The sequence below is a fragment of the Antarcticibacterium arcticum genome (assembly GCF_007993795.1).
In the GTDB taxonomy this organism is placed as follows: Bacteria; Bacteroidota; Bacteroidia; order Flavobacteriales; family Flavobacteriaceae; genus Gillisia; species Gillisia arctica.
In genome coordinates, this window is record NZ_CP042476.1 from 2,570,504 (window position 1) to 2,593,490 (window position 22,987).

Consider the following 22,987-nt stretch of genomic DNA (forward strand, 5'->3'; position numbering starts at 1 on the left):
CAAACTGCTGCTAAATACTTGTTAAATGATTGTATTAAAAATGTAATATAAATAGATTTATTCAAAATTAAGACAAAATGAAATTAGATAAATTTTTTCAGAATGATTCCTTTGCCTCAAGTACATCAAGAGGTTTAATTTCAGGGGTAATTGGCGGCCTTGCCGGTACTGTTGTAAAGAGTTTGGTTGAAGAATTTCTTCCTGTAAGGAAAATAGAGCACAAATCGGCACAAATCAAGATCGTTGATGACCTCTCCACTAAAATAACCGGCAGCCCCATAAGTGTTGAAAACGAAGGCCTCGCTGAACAATTGGTAAATATTCCAATAGGCGCAAGTGTTGGAGCAGCATATGGTTATGGAAAAAAGGATAAAGACGATTATAATATTACTGACGGAATTATCCTGGGGGCTTCCACCTGGTTTTCAACGCACGAAACATCCCTTCCACTTATGGGACTGGAGCCTAAACCCACAGATGTTCCGTTAAAAATGCAATTTAATGAATTGCTTGCTCACGTATTATTTGGGATAACCACCGAGGTTGTACGTAGTGCGGTTAATGAAAAACTTAAAAAAGATCGCGGAGTTAGAATTTATTCAGAATCATAGCTGCTTTTTCGAGAGTTTCATCGGTTTTCGCGAAGCAAAAGCGTAGTTGCTTATTGTCTTTTTGATCAATATTGAACACAGAAACGGGGATGCTGGCTAGTTTAAAATCCTTTACCAGTCTTTGCGAAAAATCAACTGCACTTTCATCTGTGATCTCTGAAAAATTCAAAAGCTGGAAATAGGTTCCTGCAGCCGGACTTCCTTTAAACTTGCTGTTCTTAATAAGTTCCAGAAAGAAATCCCTTTTTTTCTCATAAAATCTCCCGAGTTCCAAATAATGGTCGGGAGATTTTAAATATGCGGCAAAAGCTTGTTGTACGGGATGGTTCACACAAAAAACGGCGAATTGATGAACTTTCCTAATTTCAGCCATCAGCGCTTTTGGCGCCACACAATAGCCGGTTTTCCAACCTGTATTATGAAATGTTTTTCCGAAGGAGGCACAAATAACAGCTCGTTCACCAAGAGAAGGATAAAGAGCCGCGCTTTGGTGCTCCTGCCCGTCAAAAATTAAATGTTCATATACCTCATCACTTAATAATATAATATTGGTGTCTTTTAAGAGGTGTTCCAGTTTGAGCATGTCTTCCCGTGTAAAGAGAGTACCGGTAGGATTATGAGGACTGTTAATAATCACCATTCTTGTTCTCCTGCTAATTTTATTTTCCACCTCCTCCCAGTTCACCTTAAAGTTATCCCCCTCTAATTGCACCAACACCGGATATCCCCCATTAAGCTTAATGGTGGGTTCGTAACTATCATATGCCGGCTTGAAGACAATAACTTCATCATCTTTTTGTACAAAAGCGGTGATTGCAGAATATATGGCCTGGGTGGCTCCTACTGTGACAGTGATCTCTGTTTCAGGATCATACTTCTTATGATAAAGATGATTTATTTTTTTTGAGATCTCCTCTCTTAGTTCAATAACTCCGGCCATTGGGGCATATTGATTATAACCTCTGGCCATGGCCTCACTCACCAAATGGGTTAATTGAGCATCGGTTTTAAAATTAGGAAATCCCTGTGAAAGGTCTGTTGCATTATATTTTCGGGCCAGGTGGCCCATAATGGTGAAAATGCTGTCCTTTTCATTGGGAAGTTTCGAGGAAGCCTGGGAATACTGAAACATTGTAAATATTTTTGAATAATATCCATAAAAAATCCCGGAACGCAATGTCCGGGATCCAATATCTAATAAAGTTTAATAATTTTAACCTACACTGGCTTTCATATATTCCCTGTTCATCCTGGCAATATTCTCGAGAGAGATCCCTTTAGGACATTCTATTTCGCAGGCACCTGTATTTGTACAGTTTCCAAATCCTTCTTTATCCATTTGCTCAACCATTGCCAAAACCCGTGTGCTCGCTTCAACACGTCCCTGAGGCAACAACGCCATTTGGCTCACCTTTGCAGATGTGAATAACATTGCACTGGCATTTTTACAAGCGGCCACGCAAGCCCCGCAACCAATACAGGAAGCAGAAAAGAAGGCTGCATCTGCATCTTCCTTAGGGATTGGGATGGCATTGGCATCCTGAGTAGTTCCAGATGTATTCACGGAAATATATCCCCCCGCCTGTTGAATTCTTTCAAAAGCGCTGCGGTCTACAACAAGATCCTTTAACACAGGAAATGCCTTAGCACGAAATGGTTCAATAACAATGGTATCCCCATCTTTAAATTTACGCATATGCAACTGGCAGGTAGTGATGCCACGATCCGGACCGTGTGGCTCACCATTTATCTGTAAGCTACATGTACCGCAAATCCCTTCACGACAGTCATGATCGAAAACTACAGGATCTTCACCCTTATTAACAAGGTCTTCATTAAGAACATCCAGCATTTCCAAAAAGGACATATCCGGATCTACTCCCCCTAATTGATAGGTTTGTATTTTACCTTTTGCAGCGGCATCTTTTTGACGCCATATTTTTAATGTAAGATTCATACTTTAAGTATTGAGTAGTGAGTATTGAGTAATGAGTAAGTCTAATTACTCAATACTCAACACTCTATTCTATTTATAACTCCTTGCTTTTACTTCAATATTTTCATAAATAAGGTCTTCCTTATGCAGGATCGCGTCGCCGGGTTCGCCGGTGAATTCCCAGGCTGCAACATACATAAAGTTCTCATCATCTCTCAAGGCTTCACCTTCCTCGGTTTGATACTCCTCCCTGAAGTGTCCTCCACAAGATTCATTTCTATGTAAGGCATCTTTGGCAAAAAGTTCTCCCAGTTCAAGGAAATCGGCCACACGGGCAGCCTTCTCAAGCTCAGGGTTCATTTCATTCAAACCACCGGGCACTTTTACGTCCTGCCAGAATTCTTCCCGTAATGCTTTTATTTCTGCCACAGCCTCCTGGAGATGAGGGGCATTACGAGACATTCCTACTTTATCCCACATGATCTTACCAAGTCGTTTATGAAAATGGTCTACAGATCGTGTTCCTTTGTTATTGATAAATCTTTCAAGTTTTTCCCTTACTGCCTTTTCTGCCTGATCAAATTCCGGGCTATCTGTTGGGATCTTACCGGTTCGTATATCACTGGCAAGGTAATTTCCAATGGTATATGGCAAAACAAAATAACCATCTGCCAGTCCCTGCATCAATGCTGAAGCTCCCAACCTGTTTGCACCATGGTCCGAAAAGTTGGCTTCTCCTGTGGCGAAACATCCCGGGATTGTTGTTTGAAGGTTATAATCTACCCAAATCCCACCCATTGTATAATGCACGGCAGGATAGATCATCATTGGGGTTTCATATGGATTTTGATCTACGATCTTCTCGTACATCTGGAAAAGGTTACCATATTTGGCTTCAACCACAGCTTTTCCTAATTCTATGATTTGCTGCTCTGTTGGATTTTCAAGATGTTGGGTATTTGCAGTTTCTTTTCCATATCTAAGGAAAGCCGCACTAAAATCAAGGTATACGGCCTCACCGGTTTTATTTACCCCAAAACCGGCATCGCATCGTTCTTTGGCCGCCCTTGATGCCACATCACGTGGCACCAGGTTACCAAACGCAGGATATCTTCTTTCAAGATAATAATCTCTATCTTCTTCTTTAAGTTCGGTGGGTTTTAACCTTCCTTCCCTAATGGCCTTGGCATCTTCCAGTTTTTTTGGAACCCAGATCCTTCCGTCATTCCGCAGGGATTCAGACATCAAAGTTAGTTTGGACTGATGGTCTCCTGAAACAGGAATACAGGTAGGGTGAATTTGGGTAAAACAAGGATTGGCAAAATATGCCCCTTTTTTATGAACCTTCCAGGCAGCAGTAACATTGCTTCCCATGGCATTTGTAGATAAAAAGAATACGTTCCCGTAACCCCCAGAAGCTATAACTACTGCGTGGGCACTATGTCTTTCAATTTCTCCGGTAACCAGGTTTCTGGCAATAATACCTCTGGCTTTTCCCCCAACAATTACAAGATCAAGCATTTCGTGACGGGTATAAGATGTAATCTTACCCCTGTTGATCTGGCGGTTCATTGCTGAGTAACAGCCAAGCAATAACTGTTGCCCGGTTTGTCCCTTGGCATAAAAGGTTCTGGACACCAATACTCCTCCAAAAGAGCGGTTGTCTAGTAAGCCTCCATATTCACGGGCAAAAGGAACTCCCTGCGCCACGCACTGGTCAATAATATTTGCTGAAACTTCAGCAAGCCTGTAAACATTGGCCTCACGGGAGCGGTAATCTCCTCCTTTTATAGTGTCATAGAAAAGACGGTAATTGGAATCTCCGTCTCCCTGGTAATTCTTTGCAGCATTGATTCCCCCCTGGGCGGCTATAGAGTGCGCCCTTCTTGGAGAATCCTGGTAACAAAAAGTCTTTACGTTATAACCCAGCTCTGCAAGAGTAGCCGCAGCGCTTCCACCAGCAAGGCCGGTCCCTACCATAATAACGTCAATATTTCGCTTATTTGCAGGATTTACAAGATTAATATCATTTTTGTGATTGGTCCACTTATCTGCCAATGGGCCTTTTGGTATTTTTGAATCTAAATTTCCCATAGCTTAAATTTTATCTAAAACAAAGTGAATATAAAATGGGATCACGGCGAAGGCCAGCGGAACAAGGATTGCAAACGCATATCCCAATTTTCTTATAAACCCATTGTATTTTGGATGATTAACTCCTAAAGATTGAAAACCACTTGCAAAACCATGTTTAAGGTGAAAGGCAATCGCTGCCATTGCAATTAGGTAAACAATGCTCATAATAAGCCCATAATCTGGGTCCTGAAATGTGGCAATGGTTAAAGTATAAAGATCTTTTACTTTTTCTCCACCCTCTGTGGTGTAATAAGTATGATCAAGGCTTCCAAATTTCATCTTTGCCCAGAAAGCATTCATGTGAAGAATAATAAAAGCCAGAATAACGGTACCCAGTAATCCCATATTACGGGAGGACCAGGTAGAGTTAGTTGAAGGCTTAAAATTCACATAACCCTGCGGGCGGGCTTTTCTATTATTTATTGTTAAAATAACCCCGTCTATTGCGTGAAATAAGATACTCAGGTAAGTAACATAAGAAAGTATCATTACAAGGGGGTTGGTTGTCATGAATAAAGCATATTCATTGAATTGATCCCTGGCGGCATCACTAACCGGCAGTAATAATTGTAAATTCCCTAAGAGATGACCTACTAAAAATGTGCAAAGGAAGAGGCCGGTGAAAGCCATCCAGTATTTTTTTGCTAAAGATGACTTTAATAGCGCAGATTTTGCCATAAAAAATTATGTGTTTGATAAAGTGGAACAAAAATACACCTCCTTAAAGTTTTTAACAAACTTTAGTGATATTTAAAATCCAATTTAGAACTAATTTAAAGTAATTTATGATTTGTTAAGCCAGCCCTGCCGCAACGGCAATTTTGGTTCTACCAATTGATGTCGGGAATTTTCCTTATCCGGGATTTTAGAGATTATTTTTAATCCCATAATTTCCCTAACATAAAGAAGGGATTGTTTAAATTAGTAGAAACAATTATTGGATCCTTTTCATGGAATTTATTGACTATTATAAAATTCTGGAGTTAGACAAATCGGCCTCTCAGGCCGATATTAAAAAGGCCTATAGAAAACTGGCCCGAAAATTTCATCCGGACCTTAATCCAAACAACAAAGAAGCACAGGCACGCTTTCAGCAGATAAATGAAGCGCATGAAGTTCTTATTGATCCTGAAAAAAGAAAAAAATATGATCAATACGGAAAGGACTGGCAACATGCAGAACAGTTTGAAAGTGCCCAGAGACAACAAAGCCGGGCTGGAGGATTTGGGGGCGGTTTTGGAGGTAGTTCACAACAATCCTATTCAGGAAATTTCGATGATGATTCATTTTCAGAATTTTTTGAGCAAATGTTTGGTGGTGGAGCCCGAACCCGTGGAGGGGGAAGAGGAGCCCCGCATTTTAAAGGCCAGGATTTTAATGCCGAACTTCAGCTTAATCTAAAAGATGTATATACAAGCCAGAAGCAAACCCTAACCATCAATGGCAAAAACATAAGGCTTACTATTCCAGCCGGGGTGGAGAATGGCCAAACTATAAAGATAAAAGGCCATGGCGGTCCGGGGATACAGGGCGGACCCAAAGGAGATCTTTATATAACCTTCAACATTCTAAATAACACAGGGTTTAAGCGGGAGAAGGAAAATTTATATAAAACGATAGAGATAGATTTCTATACCGCACTGCTGGGAGGAGAAATTACGGTTGACACTTTTACAGGCAAGGTTAAACTTACCGTTAAGCCCGAAACCCAGCCCGGCACCAAGATCAAGTTAAAAGGCAAAGGGTTCCCGAAATATAAGATAGAGAACCAGTATGGCGATCTTATAATCACATACCAGGTTAAGATGCCCACAGATCTTACGGAAAGGGAAAAGGAACTGTTTAAGGAACTTCAAAAATTACGCTCATGAATCTGGAAGAATTAATAGCGACCGAAGAACTTTGTGAAAGATATAAGGTGGAGCACACCTTTATAAGGTCATTATCTGAAAGCGGCCTTATTGAAATAATCACCATAGAACAAAGAGAATATGTGCATTGTGACAGGATGGCCGAATTTGAGAAAATGCGAAGGCTGCATTATGACCTGGAAATAAACCTGGAAGGGCTTGAAGCAGTTCATCATCTTTTAAATCAATTGAGGGAATTACAAAAAACCAACCGTAAGTTGCAAAACCGCCTCAATTTATATGAATAAACTAAATGTTAAGGAAATCAAAAAACTTTTAAACTTAGTTTAACAGGTTTTGGAATTTGCTTCTGTAATTTTGAAAAAACTAAAAATCTTGGGTTACCCTTACCAGAAACCCCGAAGTTAAATTTTTAAAATTAAATTAATTATTAAATGAAATACGATCCAATAGACAAGAAATTATATATAAAAAACCGCAAGAATTTTGCTGCTCAAATGAAACCAAAGAGCCTTGCGGTTTTTAATTCCAATGATATTTACCCCATTGGGGCCGATAGTACAATGCCATTTCAACAGGCACGGGATATTTTCTATTTAAGCGGGGTAGACCAGGAAGCCAGTATACTTGTGCTTTTTCCCGATGCTCCTCTTGAAAAACACCGGGAAATTTTATTCCTTACCGAAACCGATGAACATATAGCGGTTTGGGAAGGGGAGAAACTCACCAAGGAGAAAGCTTTTGAAACCAGCGGCATTAAAACCGTTTATTGGTTAAAAGAATTTGAAAAAGTATTCTTTGAACTAATGACCCAAAGCGAGACCATTTATTTCAATACCAACGAACATTACAGGGCCAAGATCGAAACCCAAACCCGGGAAGCAAGATTTATTGAATGGTGCCTTAAAAAATATCCCGCTCATCAGGTGGCCAAGAGCAATCCCATACTTCAAAAATTACGATCTGTTAAAGACAAGATAGAACTCGATCTATTGCAGCACGCTTGTGATATTACTGAAAAAGGTTTCAGGCGAATTCTAAATTTTGTAAAACCAGGCGTTTGGGAGTTTAACATCGAGGCAGAATTCATGCACGAGTTTCTCAATAACCGTTCAAAAGGTTTTGCCTACACCCCAATTATTGCCAGCGGAAACAATGCCAATGTGTTGCATTATATTGAAAACAACCAGCAATGTAAAGCAGGAGACCTCATTCTTATAGATGCCGGTGCAGAGTATGCCAATTATTCCAGCGATATGTCGCGAACAATTCCCGTTTCAGGGAAATTCAGCAAAAGACAAAAAGATGTGTATAATGCTGTAAACAGGGTAAAAGAAGAAGCTACCAAAATGCTTGTCCCCGGAACTATGTGGGCGCAGTATCATATTGAGGTAGGAAAATTAATGACTTCAGAATTGCTGGGACTTAAACTTTTGGATAAGGCCGATGTTAAGAATGAAGATCCTGACTGGCCGGCTTATAAAAAGTATTTCATGCACGGGACATCCCATCACATAGGGCTGGACACTCATGATTACGGGATCCTTACCCAACCAATGGAAGTCAATCAGGTTTTTACGGTAGAGCCCGGAATCTATATCCCTGCGGAAGGTTTTGGAATTCGCCTGGAAGATGATGTGGTCATTCAGAAAAAAGGAGAGCCCTTCAATTTAATGCGCAATATTCCTATTGAAGCCGACGAGATCGAAGATTTGATGAATTCCTAGCTTCTACTGAAGCAATAAAATTTAAAACCTCACTTTTAACCGAAGTGAGGTTTTTACATTTAATCTATAATATATTAGCCGAAGGAACTGTTCCGGATAGTCTTTCATAAAACACCGCAAATACAAAAGTGGCCAAGGCAGGTAAAACCCACGCCAACCCATATGTGGCCAGAGGTATGTGATCCAGAAGGTCCTTAAATAATTGAGGGGCGAGAACATATTGCAGGGCATCGGGAAGACTGAAAATTATAGTTACAATTACCACTGCTCTCATAATCAATGTTGATCTAAATGTTTCAGGCAGAACATTTAGGACTATTAATATAATAGTAAGGGGATAAATAAGCATTAGAACCGGTAGGGCGATCTCGATAATGGTATTTACTGTAAGTGCTCCCAAACCAATCCCGGCAAGACATCCCAGGAGAACTGTAATGGGATAAGTATAAGGCCGTTTAATCCTTTCAGCCATAAAATCGGCAGTTCCAGTAATGATCCCTACTGCGGTGGTAAAACAGGCCAGCGCCAATAAAACTGCGAGGGCTGTTTGCGCCAAAGAACCAAGATTTAGAAGGCTTATCCCGGAAAGCAGTTGTGTTCGGGTAACGCTAGGTAGAAACTCGGAACTAACTATAGCTCCGTTATAAATTAGGCCTCCGTAAACAATCAATAACCCCAGCGCAGTAACAATGGCGGCAGAAAAAATTATTTTTCTTATCTCCGGCGGGGAGGAAAAACCTTTCAGCTTAACAGAAATAATGATCACACCTCCAACAACCATTGCTGCTATGGCATCAAAGGTTTGATAGCCTTCAAAAAATCCATATAGTACTGGAAGTGTAGTAATGGAATTGCCTGTTGGTTTATTTTCAGAAAATATTCCTGTAATTATAATTGCTAAAAGCAGTAATAAAATGGCCGGGGTAAGATATTTTCCAATATTATTAATCACAGTGCTGCGTTTTATTACAAAAAGGAACACAAGGGAGAAATAGAGGATGCTCGTGGTTAGGGCACTTATGTCAAAAAATGGTTGTACGGCAATCTCATGAGTTACCGCTGCAGTTCTGGGCGCGGGAAGAGTGACAGAGATAAGATATATGAGTAAGCAATAAATAAGACTGAATAATGGCGAGACTTTATCGCTAAAATTGAAAATACTTCCCTGTAACCGGGCATGCGCAAATATTCCTAAAAGCGGAAGTCCTACGGCAGAGATTACAAATCCTATAGCCACCAGGTACCATTGGGTTCCTGCAAAAAATCCCAGGAAAGGCGGTAATATTAAATTTCCGGCCCCAAAGAACAAAGCAAATAAGGCAAACCCAACAATTAATGATTCCTTTGTAAATTTCATTTAAATTAAAACGATATGAAGCTGCACTTTCGAAACACAGATATTTATTATACCGCCAAAGGTACCGGAAATCCGCTTGTGTTATTACACGGATTTTTGGAAAGCAGTAAAATTTGGGAGCCGTTTATGGAGGGATTGGCAAAAAAGCGACAGGTAATTTGTATTGATCTTCCGGGGCATGGAAAAACAGGAATAATAGAAGAAGTACATTCCATGGAGTTGATGGCCCAGGTGGTAAAAGGAGTATTAGATCATCTCGGGATTGACAAGGCTACTTTCGTGGGACATTCTATGGGAGGATATGTAAGCCTGGCATTTTTGGAACTAGATCCGCAAAGTACTGCCGGCCTGGTTTTAATGAATTCAACACCGGAAGAGGATACCGCTGAAAAAAGGATAAATCGTGACCGTTCGGTTGCCGTGGTGGAAAGAAATAAAAAAGCCTATATAACTACGGCTATTTCAGGACTGGTAACTCCTGCGAATAATCTCAGGTTCAAGGCGGAATTGGCCAATCTCAGGAGCATTGCAAATACATTTCCTACAGAAGGAATTACAGCCGCTTTGAAGGGTATGAAAATTCGTACAAATAAAAGAGAGGTTTTAACGAATTTTAAAAATTTCAAAGCCATCATTTCCGGAAAAAATGACCCGATAATTCCGTACGATTCTATTGAAAAATTAGTAAAAGAATGTAATTGCCAATTTATTTCTATGCCGGATGGGCATTTATCCTATTTAGAAAATTATTCAGAAATCGATAAATTTGTGCATTTCATCGATTAATTATTACTTTTTATCGTTTATTTAACTTTTTTTTATAGTTTTATTTTTTAGAAATAAGGAAACCAACCCTTTATGAGTAAAATAGTCCCCACACTAGCACAGGTTTATTGCAACTTTTTTGGACATGAATTTAAAGTTTCAAAAACCGTAACCAACCACATTCACGAATATAAATGTGTACGTTGCAGAATGGAAATGACTGATACCGCCAATGGATTCTTAGCCAGACTTACCCCTAAATTTAAAGAAACTAATGAGTACCTGGCCCAAATTCATAAGAAAAGGAGACAGAGGAATTACGCAAGCGTCTCTTAATTTTCCTTGTCCATTGCATTCCAGCCTTTGGCGATAAGCGGGATTTTTGTATTTCCGCGGGTGATCAAATGCATCCCTTCCCCGGCTTCGGTCATATGGCCAATTATTGAAAGATGTGGATTGGCCTTGATCTTAGGGAAATCCTCCTGAGAGACGGTGAATAGCAATTCATAATCTTCGCCACCGCTCAATGCAATTGTAGTACTATCTACTTCAAATTCCTCACAGGCCGCAATTACCGTAGGGTCGAGAGGTATTTTATCTTCGTAAAGGTTTACTCCAACTCCCGAATTTTTGCAAAGGTGAATGACCTCTGAACTTAACCCGTCGCTTATATCAATCATAGAGGTGGGTTTCACCTCCAGTTTTTTCAATAAAGGCGGAATATCTTTCCGGGCTTCAGGTTTCAACTGTCGTTCAATGAGATAGGTATATGCATCAAGATCCGGCTGGGAATTAGGGTTAACTTTAAACACTGCTTTTTCCCGCTCCAGGATTTGCAATCCCATATAAGCAGCCCCCAAATCGCCAGAAACCACCAGGAGGTCATTGGGTTTTGCACCACTGCGATAAACCACATCCTCTTTGGATGCCATTCCTAAAGCGGTAATACTTATTAAAAGACCTTTGGTAGAAGAGGTTGTATCGCCTCCTACCACATCAACATTATATATTTTGGAAGCAGTTTCAATTCCAGCATACAATTCTTCAAGAGCCTCTACCGGAAACCTGTTAGATACTGCAATACTTACCGTTATTTGTGTAGCTACCCCATTCATTGCGTAAACATCAGAAAGGTTCACCATTACCGCCTTATACCCCAAATGTTTTAATGGGGTATATGCCAGGTCAAAATGTACGCCCTCTACAAGAAGATCTGTGGTAACCAGGATTTGTTTATCCTGAAAATCCATCACCGCGGCATCATCTCCAATTCCCTTCACCGTCGAGCTCAATTTTATATCCAGATTTTTGGTAAGCAAATCGATCAAACCAAATTCCCCTAATTCTGAAAGGTTTGTCCTGCTGTTTAGACTATCTTCTATCATGGTGCGTATATTATTTTGCAAAAATAACAGATTATTATTTGACCTATGGAGTTTTAAGGAGTTTTATAAAATCCTCTGCACTTTCCTGCAAGTAAAATATAACCTGAAAATGGATTGACAGGAGTTATCGCCGTATTCTTAAAACATATGTTTTGGCTATGGTAAACCGTTTGTTTTGTAGTATATTTGTGCCCAATTTAGAATTAATCTTGTTAAGGATGATAAAGGTAAGTGAAACCGCAAAAAAAAGGATTGCATTATTAATGAGCGATGAAGGCTATAATGCAACTACCGACTTTGTACGCGTTGGTGTAAAGAGCGGAGGGTGTTCGGGTTTATCTTATGAATTGAAATTTGATAAATCCCAAACTGAAACCGACAGGTTGTTTGAAGATAATGACATAAGGATCGTAGTAGATAAGAAAAGTGTATTATACCTGGCTGGAACCATTCTCGAATACTCCGGCGGGTTAAATGGTAAGGGTTTTGTGTTCAATAATCCCAATGCCCAGCGTACGTGTGGTTGCGGGGAGAGTTTTTCGCTTTAAAAAAATAAAGAGTGAAAAAGGAAAAGAGCTAAAAAGATAAAATTTTCAAATGCACCAGAAAAAATCTTTCGAAGATTTGAAAGTCTATAATGATGCAATCGACCTAATTGTTCAGATTTACGCTCTGTTACAAGAACCACAGTTTAAAAAAGAATTCGGATTATCTGACCAATTAAGAAGAGCAGCTCTTTCCATTTCAAATAATATAGCTGAAGGATTTGAACGGGAAACAGACAAAGAACTTATCAGATATCTATACTTTTCTAAAGGATCTGCAGGGGAAGTAAGGAATATATTAAATGTTATAAAGGCGATTGATTTTATAAATGAAGATGAATATCAAGGATTAAGAGATAAAGTGATGGATATTTCTAAGCAACTTTCAAATTTTATAAAGTATGTTGTGAAGAGAGATTTGGAAAAAGGTAAATAAACTTTTTCCCTCATTGCCTCTTTAACTGTTTAACTTAATGCAAAAATGGCATATACAGAAGACGATTTAAAAAAAGAGCTCGAAACCAAGGAATATGAATACGGGTTTTATACCGATATTGAATCGGATACCTTCCCTATTGGATTAAACGAGGATGTAGTTAGGGCAATTTCACTTAAGAAAGAAGAACCGGAGTGGATGACGGAGTGGCGAATTGAAGCCTATAGAGCATGGGTTGATATGATTGAACCGGACTGGGCAAATGTAAATTATGTAAAACCAGATTTTCAGGCAATTTCATATTACTCGGCTCCCAATAAAAAACCCAAATACGACAGTTTGGATGAAGTTGACCCCGAATTGAGGGCCACCTTTGAAAAACTGGGTATCTCTATGGATGAGCAAAAAATGCTTGCGGGAGTTGCTGTAGATGTTGTTATGGATTCTGTATCTGTAGCTACAACCTTTAAAAAAACACTGGGAGAAAAGGGAATAATTTTCTGCTCTATTTCTGAAGCAATAAGGGAATATCCTGAATTGGTGAAAAAATATATAGGATCTGTAGTTCCCCAAAAGGACAATTTCTATGCGGCCCTAAATTCGGCCGTATTCAGTGATGGGTCATTTTGTTATATCCCAAAAGGAGTTCGCTGCCCAATGGAGCTTTCCACCTATTTCAGAATAAACCAGGCAGGAACAGGACAATTTGAAAGAACCCTGGTAATAGCAGATGAAGGTAGCTATGTGAGCTATCTTGAGGGTTGTACCGCACCTTCGCGTGATGAGAACCAGCTGCACGCAGCGGTAGTGGAATTGATCGCGCTTGATGACGCAGAGATCAAATATTCTACGGTTCAAAACTGGTTTCCCGGGAATAAAGAAGGAAAAGGCGGAGTTTATAATTTTGTTACCAAACGCGGAATTTGCGAAAAGAATGCAAAGATCTCCTGGACACAGGTGGAAACAGGATCGGCCATTACGTGGAAGTACCCTTCCTGCATTTTAAAAGGTGACAATTCTATAGGGGAATTTTATTCTATTGCGGTGACCAATAATTTCCAGCAGGCAGATACAGGTACAAAAATGATCCATTTAGGGAAAAACACCAAAAGCACTATCATTTCCAAAGGTATCTCTGCAGGGCAATCTCAAAATTCCTACCGTGGTCTTGTGCAGGTGAACAGCAGGGCTACAAATGCCAGGAATTTCTCCCAATGTGATTCCCTGCTAATGGGCAATAAATGTGGTGCGCACACCTTCCCTTACATTGAGGTAAAGAATAAAACCGCCATTGTAGAACACGAGGCCACCACCAGTAAAATTGGGGAAGACCAGATATTCTACTGTAACCAACGCGGAATCCCTACTGAGAAAGCCATAGCTTTAATAGTAAATGGTTTTAGTAAAGAAGTCCTTAACAAGCTTCCTATGGAATTCGCGGTTGAAGCGCAAAAGCTTCTCGAAATTTCCCTGGAAGGATCTGTAGGATAATGAAATTTGAAGATTAGGTGATGAAAAGATTTATTTTCATATTCATAGTTGCTTTTTTGATCTCGGGTTGTGAGAATGACGGGGGCAATACACCAGAACCCCAGAAAATCCTCACCTCACAGGATAGCATTCTTTCTTATAAAGGAAGTTTTATCATGGCCGGAAATGCCGCGGTGCTTAAAGGTGATAAGTTCATTTTCAAGGTGAAAATGGATTCGGTAGCCTTGATACTTAAAGACAGTATGGGTAATTATGAAACTAAAAACCAATCTGTGATCCCGGTCGAGATCAAAGGAAAAGTGATAGATAATCCTGAACCAATGGGATATTCACACTTAATAGAGATAAAAGAGATTATCAAAATCCTTGCTGAAAGAAGGGAAAATAATTTAAATGAACAGAATTAAATAATATCCGGGAGAACCGGATACATATTCAATATATATGCTTAAAATAAAGAATTTACACGCAGCTATAGAAGGAAAAGAGATCCTCAAAGGGATAAATCTTGAGATCAACCCCGGTGAGGTTCATGCTATCATGGGACCAAACGGGTCCGGAAAAAGTACTTTATCCTCGGTAATTGCCGGGAAAGAGGAATTTGAAATGACCGCAGGGGAGATAATTTTTCAGAATGAAGATCTTACGGATCTGGATCCTGAGGAACGCGCTCACAAGGGAATTTTCCTTTCATTCCAATATCCGGTGGAGATACCTGGGGTATCGGTAACCAATTTCATGAAAGCTTCTATCAACGCTCACAGGAAATCACAGGGTCTGGATGATATGCCTGCCAATGAAATGCTGAAATTGATTCGGGAGAAATCTGAATTACTGGAAATTGACCGTAAATTTTTATCGCGATCACTTAACCAGGGCTTTTCCGGGGGTGAGAAAAAAAGGAACGAAATCTTCCAGATGGCTATGCTAAATCCTAAACTCGCAATTCTTGATGAGACAGATTCAGGTCTTGATATTGATGCCTTAAAGGTTGTTGCGAACGGGGTTAATAAATTAAGAAGCAGTGAGAATGCCGTATTGCTTATTACCCACTACCAACGCCTATTGGATTATATAGTACCTGATGTTGTGCATGTTATGGTTGATGGAAAGATCGTGAAGTCCGGTCCTAAGGAATTGGCTTATGAGCTGGAAGAAAAAGGTTATGATTGGTTAAAGCCGGAGCAGGTATAATCAATTGGATAAGGGCTTAGGTGAAAACCAGGATCCGTACCAAATGTAATACCCTCCCGGGTGAACAAAATATGATTGCAAAATGGAATTAAAAGAAAAACTTATATCCTCATTTCTGGCTTTTGAAGAAGCCTGTGATGTGGATTCAGAAATACATGATCTTAGGTGTGAAGCCATTAAGGAGTTTGAAAATTTAGGCTTTCCTTCAAAAAAGGAAGAAGCCTGGAAATACACCTCCCTGAATTCGGTTTTAAACCATGATTACAGCGTTTTCCCAAAAAAGGAAAATGCAATAGAATATAAGGATATTAAAAAATATCTAATCCACGATATAGATACTTATAACCTTATTTTCATTGACGGGATTTTTTCCTCTCACCTTTCGCAAACTACGCATGAGAAAATAGATGTGTGCCTTATGTCGGCAGCAATGGTAAAACCAAAATACCGTGCAGTTGTAGATAAATATTTCAATACGATTGTTTCTAAAGAAAATGGGTTTACACCGCTTAATACAGCTTTTGCAAAAGAAGGTGCTTTTATAAATATTCCCAGGAACATTGTGGTAGACAAACCTGTACAAATTGTAAATTTTGCAACAGGTAATGAAGCTGCTTTAATGATACAGCCCCGCAATTTAATTGTGGTAGGGGAAAACGCCCAGATCCAGATCATCGAGCGGCATCAAAGCCTTACAGATAATCCTGTGCTCACCAACTCTGTGACCGAAGTTTTTGCAGAGAAAAGAGCCATCGTAGATTATTATAAGATCCAGAATGACAGGTCTTCAGCCTCTCTTATAGATAATACCTTTATCGAGCAGAAAGATGACAGCAACTGCTCTATGCATACCTTTTCATTTGGAGGGAAATTGACCCGTAACAATCTTAATTTCTACCAAAGGGGAGAGCATATAGATTCTACTCTCAAAGGAATAACTATTATAGAAGATAAGCAGTTGGTAGATCACAATACCCTGGTACATCATATTTCACCTAACTGCGAAAGCCACCAGGATTATAAAGGAATTTTTGCCGATAAATCAACCGGGGTTTTCAACGGTAAAGTCCTTGTAGAGAAAGAAGCCCAAAAGATAAATGCCTTCCAGGCAAACAACAATATATTGCTGGACGATCAGGCCACCATCAATTCAAAACCTCAACTTGAGATCTTTGCAGATGATGTGAAATGTAGCCACGGTTGCACAATTGGCCAGTTGGATGCAGATTCCCTGTTTTACCTGAGATCCCGTGGTATCCCCTTAAAAGAAGCCAAAGCTCTTTTAATGTATGCATTTGCCAGCAACGTGCTGGATAGCGTAAAAATACCGGAAATTAAAAAAAGAATTACCCACCAGATAGCCCTTAAACTGGAAGTGAATTTAGGATTTGACCTTTAATTACTGTTGTTTGAAAGCAGCGGGGTTTTAAGCAGAAAGATTATGAAAGTTGCCGCTCAAAATATCCCATTTGATGTTGAGAAGATAAGAAGAGATTTTCCCATTCTTAACCGGAAGGTGAATGGTTATCCTCTTGTATATTTTGATAATGCTGCAACTTCCCAGACCCCAAAGCAGGTAATGGATGCTATTGTAGAATACTATTCAAACTACAATTCCAATATTCACCGCGGGGTACACAGCCTCTCGCAGGAGGCAACAGATAAATATGAGGAAGCCCGGCGTAAGGTGCAACATCATCTTAACGCGGCTCATCCTTATGAGATTATATTCACTTCCGGTACTACCCATGGAATAAATATGGTAGCCAACGGATTTGGATCGCTGTTAAAAAAAGGGGATGAGATCCTGGTTTCAGCTTTAGAACATCACTCCAATATTGTTCCCTGGCAAATGCTTTGTGAAAAAACAGGGGCTATTTTAAAAGTGATCCCCATGGATCAAAACGGGGAACTTATTATCGCTGAATTTGATAAGTTGCTTTCAGAAAAAACAAAAGTGGTTTTTGTGAATCATGTTTCCAATGCTTTGGGAACCGTGAATCCAATAAGGGAGATCATTGAGAAGGCACATACGGTGAGCGCGGCAGTTCTAATTGACGGAGCTCAGGCAGCACCTCACATTAAGGCAAATGTACAGGAACTTGATGTAGATTTTTATGTGGTTTCGGCCCATAAAATGTGTGGGCCAACGGGAGTGGGGTTGTGTACGGTAAAGAAGAATGGCTTAAAAAGCTTCCGCCGTATCAGGGTGGAGGTGAAATGATCGCTACGGTGACTTTTGAAAAAACCACTTATGCCGATCTTCCGCATAAATTTGAAGCCGGTACTCCTAATATTTGCGGAGGTATTGCTTTTGGGGCTGCACTTGATTATATGAATTCGATTGGTTTTGATACAATTGCAGCTTATGAGCAGGAATTACTGGAATATGCCACTCAAAAACTACTGGAAATAGAAGGGGTGAAGATCTACGGAATCGCGAAGGAAAAAACCGCTGTAATTTCTTTCAATATTGAAGGTATACACCCCTATGATATAGGTTCGATAATTGATAAATTAGGTATTGCGGTGCGCACCGGCCATCATTGCGCACAACCTATTATGGATTATTTCGGGATCCCGGGTACTGTAAGAGCTTCGTTTGCATTTTATAATACAAGGGAAGAAATTGATATCTTTATTAAAGCAATAAAGCGTGCAAAAGCCATGCTGGAATAAAATTTCACCTATGAAAAAATTTATGTTTGCTTTACTTATTCTCTTTTATTCCTGCGGAAGTAATCAGGAAAATAAATCGGGAGGAGAAGATAACGATCTGGTATCAGCGGAAAACATTGAGCTTTCCGGCAATTATATGATCCGGAATATAAGGGCTGAAAATGTAGCTTCAGAAAAAATAGAATTGAAATTTGACAGCACCAGGCAGGAATTTTCAGGAAATGCAGGCTGCAATAGATTCAGTTCAGGATATGAAAGGTCCGGAATAAAGGTAACTTTTAAACCTGTGGTAAGCACCAAAATGTATTGTGAGGGTAAAATGGAAATGGAAAGTGCTATAACAGAAATCCTGCCCGAAATTACCCAAATGGTCCTGCAGAATGGGGAACTGGTTTTTATTAATGAAAACCTGGATCCACTGTTAACAATAGAAAAAATAAAATGAGCAATATAAAAGAAATACAGGATGAGATCGTAGAGGAGTTTTCCATGTTTGATGACTGGATACAACGCTATGAACATATGATAGAATTGGGCAAGTCCCTTCCCCTAATAGAGGAAAAATATAAAGTTGATGAAAATCTCATCAAAGGTTGCCAAAGCAAGGTGTGGGTGCATGCCGACCTTGAAGGCGATAAACTGCTTTTTACTGCAGATAGTGACGCGATAATAACAAAAGGCATTGTGGCCTTGTTGGTAAGAGTATTTTCAAACCAACACCCCAAAGATATTTTAGCGGCAGATACGGCATTTATTGATGAAATTGGGTTAAAAGAACATCTATCCCCTACCCGCGCCAATGGGTTGGTAAGCATGATCAAACAACTTAAAATGTATGCTGTCGCATACCAAACACAATTAAATTAACATGGAACAGGAAATTAATACAGAGGAACTAGGCGATAAAATTGTTAGGGTTTTAAAAACGATCTATGATCCCGAGATCCCGGTAGACATTTATGAACTGGGACTTATTTATGATGTGATGGTAAATACAGATAGTGATGTAAAGATCCTTATGACTTTAACCACCCCAAATTGCCCGGTAGCCGAAAGTCTTCCAAGAGAAGTTGAGGAAAGAGTTAAATCCCTTGACCTGGTAAAGGATTGTGAAGTGGAGATAACATTTGATCCACCCTGGACACAAGACCTTATGAGTGAAGAGGCAAAACTGGAACTGGGAATGTTATAACATTCCTTTTTTTTGCATTAAAAAGATTAAAAAAGAAGATATGTCGGCGGAAATTATAAACAGGGTTGCCAATAGCAGCCTTATCACTTTTAACCTGGAAGATCTTTATTTGCCGGGGGATAGGCTATTAATTGATATCTCAGACTGGTTAATGGAAGGATTGGTGCTTCGGGAAAGTTTATTCCGGGAAAAAGCGGCAGCACAGGACTGGAGTATTTATAAAGACGCATATGTGGCTTTAACCTGCTCTACACAAGCTATTATTCCTGCCTGGGCCTATATGTTGTTATCATCCTACCTGCAACCCTTCGCCAAAAAAGTGGTTGCAGGAGATCTAAAAACTTTGGAAACCACACTCTATGCAGAGATTTTAAAAGATCTGGATGTCTCTTATTTAAAAGATAAACCGGTAATTATTAAAGGTTGTTCCAATAAACCGGTGCCGGAAAATGCTTATTTATTGTTGATCTCCAAATTACAACCAATAGTAAAAAGTATTATGTACGGGGAGGCATGCTCCTCGGTTCCTCTTTATAAAAAACCAAAAAGTTAATCAATGAAGAAAATTTTACTTTCCATAATTCTACTAGTGCTAAGCCTTAGCTTAAGCGCACAGGAAGAAACAAAAGATACCCCTCCAAATGGTTGGAAAAATGAAGGTTCTGTTCAGCTTTTATTCAATCAGTCGGCTTTTAATAAAGAATGGACCGGGGGAGGAACTTCCAGTATCGCCGGAAATTTAACAGTGAACTATGAAGAAAACTACCGGATGAACAGGTTTTCGTGGACAAACAGTTTTTTTGGTAACTACGGACTTACAAAAATCAAGGGAGATGAATATGCCAGAAAAACCAGTGACAGGCTTGAGATAAATTCTATTGCAGGATACCAGATGAAAAATTCCAACTGGTATTATTCTTACTTTGCAAACTTCAGGACCCAATTTGACAAGGGCTATGAATTCAACACCAACCCGGACACAGGCGAAATTACCAGGGTAGAAACAACAACTTTTCTTTCTCCCGGGTATTTACAAACGGGGCCCGGTTTGATGTGGAAAAAGAATGAGGATTTTGTAATTAATATAGCCCCGGCCACTGCTCGCTTTATTTTTGTAGACAGCAAATTCACTTCGGTGCCCGGCTATGTAGATGGACAGTACTTTGGGGTAGATGCCGGAAAATCTAATCGTTTCGAGTTTGGAGCTTCTCTAAGCGGTTATTTAAAAACAAAGATCATGGAGAATGTCACTATGGAAAATAACATTAATTTCTATTCAAATTATCTGGAGAATCCGGGAAATATAGATATAGATTATTTAATGAATATGGAGCTTGGAATAAATAAATATCTATCTGCAAACCTTATTTTTCAGGCAATTTATGATGACAATGCCGTGGGGGCCTTCCAGATAAGAGAGGTTTTTGGCCTGGGTGTCAACTATACCTTCTAAACTTTTCAGGTTTAAATTTAAATTCCGGAACCCAGGTTCCGGAATTTTTGTTTTAAATAATTTCTAGTTAAAATTTTGTTGTATAACTTCGGGTTTAACCTTAGATAGATAGTATTATGTAACTTTGTTTCTATGATAGAAAAAAGCGATTTAAATTATGAAAAAGTTGTCCTCATAGGTATAGTTACCCGTGATCAGGACGCCGATAAACTGGATGAGTACTTAGACGAACTTGAATTTCTAACATATACGGCCGGTGGGGAAGTCTTAAAAAGATTTACCCAAAAAATGGATAAACCAGATCCCAAAACCTTAATGGGCTCCGGTAAGATCCAGGAGGTAAAAAATTATATTGATGCTCACGAAGTGGGCACAGCAATTTTCGATGATGAACTTTCTCCTGCGCAGCAAAAGAATATAGAAAAGGTCCTTCAATGTAAGATCCTGGACAGGACCAACCTTATCCTGGATATATTTGCCCAAAGAGCCCAAACCAGCTATGCACGCACCCAGGTGGAACTGGCTCAATATCAATACTTACTTCCACGCCTTGCAGGTATGTGGACCCACCTTGAAAGACAACGTGGGGGGATTGGAATGAGAGGTCCCGGGGAAACTGAGATTGAAACAGACAGAAGGATAGTTAGAGATAAAATAGCCCTGCTTAAAAAGAAAATAGAGACCATAGACAAGCAAATGGAAGTACAACGCGGTAACCGCGGCCAATTGGTTCGGGTAGCGCTGGTTGGATACACCAATGTTGGGAAATCTACCCTAATGAATGTGGTAAGCAAAAGCGAGGTTTTTGCCGAAAATAAACTATTTGCCACTTTAGATACTACCGTAAGAAAAGTGGTGATAAGAAACCTGCCTTTCCTGCTTACGGATACTGTAGGATTTATTAGAAAATTGCCTACGCAATTGGTAGAATCTTTTAAATCTACCCTGGATGAAGTACGTGAAGCAGATCTTCTGCTGCATATTGTAGATATATCGCATCCAAACTTTGAAGATCATATAGAATCTGTAAACCAGACGCTGGCAGATATTAAAAGTGCGAGTAAACCTACCATTATGGTATTCAATAAAATTGATGCCTACAAGGAGGAAAAAATCCAGGAAGATGACCTTATGACCGAAAAGACCTCAAGACATAATACCCTCGAGGAATGGAGGCAAACCTGGATGAACAAAATGGGTAACAACGTCCTGTTCATTTCAGCACTTAATAAAGAAAACCTGGAGGATTTCAGGAAAAAGCTATATGAAGCCGTAAGAGATATTCACGTTACACGTTTTCCCTACAACAGCTTTCTTTATCCCGAATATGATGAAATGGGAGAGGAAGAATAAACTTTCAAAATTTTATTTTTCTTATTAAATTAGACAATATCAATCGTATACCCTCCGGAAGATTATTTAAAAATAAAAAATTCAATCTATGAAAAAGTTAGTAATCTTACCCATTTTCCTTTTTTGCGGAATTTTATTCTCCCAGGACCTAAACGGCTCCTGGAAGCTAACACATAAGAACGGAGAACCGGTAACAGATAAGGAAGTGGTGCGAATTAACCAGGATGGTTATTTTGCTTATGGATCTAAAGAAATGGGCACTAACAAATTTTTAAGTGCAGGTGGGGGTGAGTTTACGGTAACAGGAAATAAATATGCCGAAACCAGGGATTTTGATACCCAGGATACTTCCAGAATTGGTAAGTCCCGGGAAGCAGAGCTAAGCTGGGAAGGAGATAACACCATTGTAATTTCTGACGGCAGCGTTTCAAAAAAGTGGGAAAAAATACCTGCAGCGGCAGATGCTTTAACCCGAAATTGGGTGATTACAGGTAGAGAACGCAATGGAGAGATGAGAACAATGACACCGGGTGACAGGCGAACAGTTAAAATTTTGAGTGGAGGCCGTTTCCAGTGGATCGCATTTAACTCGGCCACCGGAGAATTTAGCGGGACCGGAGGCGGAACGTACACTGCCAAAGAGGGAAAATATATAGAAAATATTGAATTTTTCTCACGGGATGACAGCCGTGTGGGTGCGAGCCTGGAATTTGATTTTGAAGTGAAAGATGGAAAATGGCACCATAAAGGCACCAGCTCAAAAGGTGACCCCATTTATGAAATATGGTCTCCATATGCTGAAGCCTATAAAAAGCCCTAAAAATAATTTAATTTATAAAAACAAAAAGATCAGCCG

Annotated in this window: 25 protein-coding genes and 1 pseudogene; 20 read left to right on the forward strand and 6 right to left on the reverse strand. The window is 39.6% G+C overall.

Annotation, left to right across the window (positions count from 1 at the left end):
• The first annotated feature begins 77 nt into the window (after positions 1–77).
• Entirely contained in the window at positions 78–611 is a 534-nt protein-coding gene (locus FK178_RS11600; RefSeq protein ID WP_146835209.1) for a DUF1440 domain-containing protein, read from the forward strand.
• Here the strand turns inward: FK178_RS11600 and FK178_RS11605 are convergent.
• The 4 genes from FK178_RS11605 to FK178_RS11620 form a co-directional block, all read right to left on the reverse strand.
• Positions 589–1,743 (reverse strand): methionine aminotransferase, encoded by a 1,155-nt coding sequence (locus FK178_RS11605; RefSeq protein ID WP_146835212.1) that lies wholly within the window; start codon positions 1,741–1,743, stop codon positions 589–591. The genes FK178_RS11600 and FK178_RS11605 overlap by 23 nt on opposite strands.
• An 81-nt stretch (positions 1,744–1,824) precedes the next feature.
• Positions 1,825–2,568 (reverse strand): succinate dehydrogenase/fumarate reductase iron-sulfur subunit, encoded by a 744-nt coding sequence (locus FK178_RS11610; RefSeq protein ID WP_146835215.1) that lies wholly within the window; start codon positions 2,566–2,568, stop codon positions 1,825–1,827.
• A gap of 69 nt (positions 2,569–2,637) precedes the next feature.
• Positions 2,638–4,641: a fumarate reductase/succinate dehydrogenase flavoprotein subunit gene (locus tag FK178_RS11615; protein WP_146835218.1), complete on the reverse strand. Its 2,004-nt coding sequence runs from the start codon at positions 4,639–4,641 to the stop codon at positions 2,638–2,640.
• 3 nt (positions 4,642–4,644) lie between these two features.
• Entirely contained in the window at positions 4,645–5,361 is a 717-nt protein-coding gene (locus FK178_RS11620) for a succinate dehydrogenase cytochrome b subunit (RefSeq protein ID WP_146835221.1), read from the reverse strand.
• Positions 5,362–5,633: 272 nt separating this feature from the next.
• Here FK178_RS11620 and FK178_RS11625 point away from each other — a divergent pair, with 272 nt between their 5' ends.
• The 3 genes from FK178_RS11625 (at position 5,634) to FK178_RS11635 (ending at position 8,281) form a co-directional block, all read left to right on the forward strand.
• Positions 5,634–6,554, forward strand: a complete 921-nt coding sequence (locus FK178_RS11625; RefSeq protein WP_146835224.1) for a DnaJ C-terminal domain-containing protein — start codon at positions 5,634–5,636, stop codon at positions 6,552–6,554.
• Positions 6,551–6,841 carry a chaperone modulator CbpM gene (locus tag FK178_RS11630; protein ID WP_146835227.1) on the forward strand — a complete coding sequence of 97 codons (291 nt, stop codon included), beginning with the start codon at positions 6,551–6,553 and terminating at the stop codon, positions 6,839–6,841. Before FK178_RS11625 ends, FK178_RS11630 begins: the two co-directional genes overlap by 4 nt.
• Positions 6,842–6,988: 147 nt before the next feature.
• Positions 6,989–8,281 (forward strand): aminopeptidase P family protein, encoded by a 1,293-nt coding sequence (locus tag FK178_RS11635; RefSeq protein WP_146835230.1) that lies wholly within the window; start codon positions 6,989–6,991, stop codon positions 8,279–8,281.
• 64 nt (positions 8,282–8,345) lie between these two features.
• Here the strand turns inward: FK178_RS11635 and brnQ are convergent, their stop codons facing one another.
• A complete protein-coding gene (gene brnQ / locus FK178_RS11640) occupies positions 8,346–9,638 on the reverse strand; it encodes a branched-chain amino acid transport system II carrier protein (protein WP_146835233.1) in 1,293 nt (430 codons plus the stop codon).
• 15 nt (positions 9,639–9,653) lie between these two features.
• Between brnQ and FK178_RS11645 the strand changes: the two genes are divergently transcribed.
• Together FK178_RS11645 and FK178_RS11650 are read left to right on the forward strand one after the other, a co-directional pair.
• The gene (locus FK178_RS11645; protein ID WP_146835236.1) at positions 9,654–10,424 is read left to right on the forward strand and encodes an alpha/beta fold hydrolase; all 771 of its coding nucleotides are present in this window, start codon (positions 9,654–9,656) and stop codon (positions 10,422–10,424) included.
• Between the two features lie 72 nt (positions 10,425–10,496).
• A complete protein-coding gene (locus FK178_RS11650; RefSeq protein ID WP_146835239.1) occupies positions 10,497–10,739 on the forward strand; it encodes a hypothetical protein in 243 nt (80 codons plus the stop codon).
• Here the strand turns inward: FK178_RS11650 and thiL are convergent.
• Positions 10,736–11,788 (reverse strand): thiamine-phosphate kinase, encoded by a 1,053-nt coding sequence (gene thiL / locus FK178_RS11655; protein ID WP_146835242.1) that lies wholly within the window; start codon positions 11,786–11,788, stop codon positions 10,736–10,738. The genes FK178_RS11650 and thiL overlap by 4 nt on opposite strands.
• A gap of 218 nt (positions 11,789–12,006) precedes the next feature.
• Here thiL and FK178_RS11660 point away from each other — a divergent pair, with 218 nt between their 5' ends.
• The 14 genes and pseudogenes from FK178_RS11660 (at position 12,007) to FK178_RS11725 (ending at position 22,951) form a co-directional block, all read left to right on the forward strand.
• On the forward strand, positions 12,007–12,336 hold the full coding sequence (locus tag FK178_RS11660; RefSeq protein ID WP_146835245.1) for a HesB/IscA family protein: 330 nt from the start codon (positions 12,007–12,009) through the stop codon (positions 12,334–12,336).
• A 49-nt stretch (positions 12,337–12,385) separates the two neighbouring features.
• Positions 12,386–12,769, forward strand: coding sequence for a four helix bundle protein (locus FK178_RS11665; protein WP_146835248.1), 384 nt, complete (start codon positions 12,386–12,388; stop codon positions 12,767–12,769).
• Between the two features lie 45 nt (positions 12,770–12,814).
• Positions 12,815–14,260, forward strand: coding sequence for a Fe-S cluster assembly protein SufB (sufB, locus tag FK178_RS11670; protein WP_146835251.1), 1,446 nt, complete (start codon positions 12,815–12,817; stop codon positions 14,258–14,260).
• 20 nt (positions 14,261–14,280) lie between these two features.
• Positions 14,281–14,667, forward strand: coding sequence for a hypothetical protein (locus FK178_RS11675; RefSeq protein WP_146835255.1), 387 nt, complete (start codon positions 14,281–14,283; stop codon positions 14,665–14,667).
• Between the two features lie 37 nt (positions 14,668–14,704).
• Positions 14,705–15,454 (forward strand): Fe-S cluster assembly ATPase SufC, encoded by a 750-nt coding sequence (gene sufC, locus FK178_RS11680; RefSeq protein ID WP_146835258.1) that lies wholly within the window; start codon positions 14,705–14,707, stop codon positions 15,452–15,454.
• Positions 15,455–15,536: 82 nt separating this feature from the next.
• Complete coding sequence (gene sufD, locus FK178_RS11685) at positions 15,537–16,853, forward strand: Fe-S cluster assembly protein SufD (RefSeq protein ID WP_146835262.1); 1,317 nt, start codon at positions 15,537–15,539, stop codon at positions 16,851–16,853.
• A gap of 42 nt (positions 16,854–16,895) precedes the next feature.
• Positions 16,896–18,133 (forward strand): annotated as a pseudogene (locus FK178_RS11690) (aminotransferase class V-fold PLP-dependent enzyme).
• A gap of 10 nt (positions 18,134–18,143) precedes the next feature.
• Complete coding sequence (locus FK178_RS11695; protein ID WP_146835265.1) at positions 18,144–18,578, forward strand: META domain-containing protein; 435 nt, start codon at positions 18,144–18,146, stop codon at positions 18,576–18,578.
• Positions 18,575–19,000 carry a SufE family protein gene (locus tag FK178_RS11700; protein ID WP_146835268.1) on the forward strand — a complete coding sequence of 142 codons (426 nt, stop codon included), beginning with the start codon at positions 18,575–18,577 and terminating at the stop codon, positions 18,998–19,000. The genes FK178_RS11695 and FK178_RS11700 overlap by 4 nt, the downstream gene beginning before the upstream one ends.
• Position 19,001: 1 nt before the next feature.
• Positions 19,002–19,325, forward strand: a complete 324-nt coding sequence (locus tag FK178_RS11705; protein WP_146835271.1) for an SUF system Fe-S cluster assembly protein — start codon at positions 19,002–19,004, stop codon at positions 19,323–19,325.
• A 40-nt stretch (positions 19,326–19,365) separates the two neighbouring features.
• Positions 19,366–19,878, forward strand: a complete 513-nt coding sequence (locus FK178_RS11710) for a DUF2480 family protein (RefSeq protein ID WP_146835274.1) — start codon at positions 19,366–19,368, stop codon at positions 19,876–19,878.
• 3 nt (positions 19,879–19,881) lie between these two features.
• On the forward strand, positions 19,882–20,778 hold the full coding sequence (locus tag FK178_RS11715; RefSeq protein ID WP_146835277.1) for a DUF3078 domain-containing protein: 897 nt from the start codon (positions 19,882–19,884) through the stop codon (positions 20,776–20,778).
• Positions 20,779–20,910: 132 nt separating this feature from the next.
• Positions 20,911–22,131, forward strand: a complete 1,221-nt coding sequence (gene hflX, locus FK178_RS11720; protein ID WP_146835280.1) for a GTPase HflX — start codon at positions 20,911–20,913, stop codon at positions 22,129–22,131.
• An 88-nt stretch (positions 22,132–22,219) separates the two neighbouring features.
• On the forward strand, positions 22,220–22,951 hold the full coding sequence (locus FK178_RS11725; RefSeq protein WP_146835283.1) for a hypothetical protein: 732 nt from the start codon (positions 22,220–22,222) through the stop codon (positions 22,949–22,951).
• Positions 22,952–22,987 lie beyond the last annotated feature (36 nt).

Bases quoted from the DNA above. Each gene is read 5' to 3' on its own strand.
- FK178_RS11620 (WP_146835221.1), bottom strand. From the start codon at position 5,361: ATGGCAAAATCTGCGCTATTAAAGTCATCTTTAGCAAAAAAATACTGG.
- FK178_RS11700 (WP_146835268.1), top strand. From the start codon at position 18,575: ATGAGCAATATAAAAGAAATACAGGATGAGATCGTAGAGGAGTTTTCC.
- FK178_RS11615 (WP_146835218.1), bottom strand. From the start codon at position 4,641: ATGGGAAATTTAGATTCAAAAATACCAAAAGGCCCATTGGCAGATAAG.
- brnQ (WP_146835233.1), bottom strand. From the start codon at position 9,638: ATGAAATTTACAAAGGAATCATTAATTGTTGGGTTTGCCTTATTTGCT.
- sufC (WP_146835258.1), top strand. From the start codon at position 14,705: ATGCTTAAAATAAAGAATTTACACGCAGCTATAGAAGGAAAAGAGATC.
- FK178_RS11605 (WP_146835212.1), bottom strand. From the start codon at position 1,743: ATGTTTCAGTATTCCCAGGCTTCCTCGAAACTTCCCAATGAAAAGGAC.
- hflX (WP_146835280.1), top strand. From the start codon at position 20,911: ATGATAGAAAAAAGCGATTTAAATTATGAAAAAGTTGTCCTCATAGGT.
- FK178_RS11715 (WP_146835277.1), top strand. From the start codon at position 19,882: ATGAAGAAAATTTTACTTTCCATAATTCTACTAGTGCTAAGCCTTAGC.
- thiL (WP_146835242.1), bottom strand. From the start codon at position 11,788: ATGATAGAAGATAGTCTAAACAGCAGGACAAACCTTTCAGAATTAGGG.
- FK178_RS11600 (WP_146835209.1), top strand. From the start codon at position 78: ATGAAATTAGATAAATTTTTTCAGAATGATTCCTTTGCCTCAAGTACA.
- FK178_RS11695 (WP_146835265.1), top strand. From the start codon at position 18,144: ATGAAAAAATTTATGTTTGCTTTACTTATTCTCTTTTATTCCTGCGGA.
- FK178_RS11610 (WP_146835215.1), bottom strand. From the start codon at position 2,568: ATGAATCTTACATTAAAAATATGGCGTCAAAAAGATGCCGCTGCAAAA.
- FK178_RS11665 (WP_146835248.1), top strand. From the start codon at position 12,386: ATGCACCAGAAAAAATCTTTCGAAGATTTGAAAGTCTATAATGATGCA.
- FK178_RS11625 (WP_146835224.1), top strand. From the start codon at position 5,634: ATGGAATTTATTGACTATTATAAAATTCTGGAGTTAGACAAATCGGCC.
- FK178_RS11630 (WP_146835227.1), top strand. From the start codon at position 6,551: ATGAATCTGGAAGAATTAATAGCGACCGAAGAACTTTGTGAAAGATAT.
- FK178_RS11675 (WP_146835255.1), top strand. From the start codon at position 14,281: ATGAAAAGATTTATTTTCATATTCATAGTTGCTTTTTTGATCTCGGGT.
- FK178_RS11645 (WP_146835236.1), top strand. From the start codon at position 9,654: ATGAAGCTGCACTTTCGAAACACAGATATTTATTATACCGCCAAAGGT.
- sufD (WP_146835262.1), top strand. From the start codon at position 15,537: ATGGAATTAAAAGAAAAACTTATATCCTCATTTCTGGCTTTTGAAGAA.
- sufB (WP_146835251.1), top strand. From the start codon at position 12,815: ATGGCATATACAGAAGACGATTTAAAAAAAGAGCTCGAAACCAAGGAA.
- FK178_RS11705 (WP_146835271.1), top strand. From the start codon at position 19,002: ATGGAACAGGAAATTAATACAGAGGAACTAGGCGATAAAATTGTTAGG.
- FK178_RS11710 (WP_146835274.1), top strand. From the start codon at position 19,366: ATGTCGGCGGAAATTATAAACAGGGTTGCCAATAGCAGCCTTATCACT.
- FK178_RS11650 (WP_146835239.1), top strand. From the start codon at position 10,497: ATGAGTAAAATAGTCCCCACACTAGCACAGGTTTATTGCAACTTTTTT.
- FK178_RS11660 (WP_146835245.1), top strand. From the start codon at position 12,007: ATGATAAAGGTAAGTGAAACCGCAAAAAAAAGGATTGCATTATTAATG.
- FK178_RS11635 (WP_146835230.1), top strand. From the start codon at position 6,989: ATGAAATACGATCCAATAGACAAGAAATTATATATAAAAAACCGCAAG.
- FK178_RS11725 (WP_146835283.1), top strand. From the start codon at position 22,220: ATGAAAAAGTTAGTAATCTTACCCATTTTCCTTTTTTGCGGAATTTTA.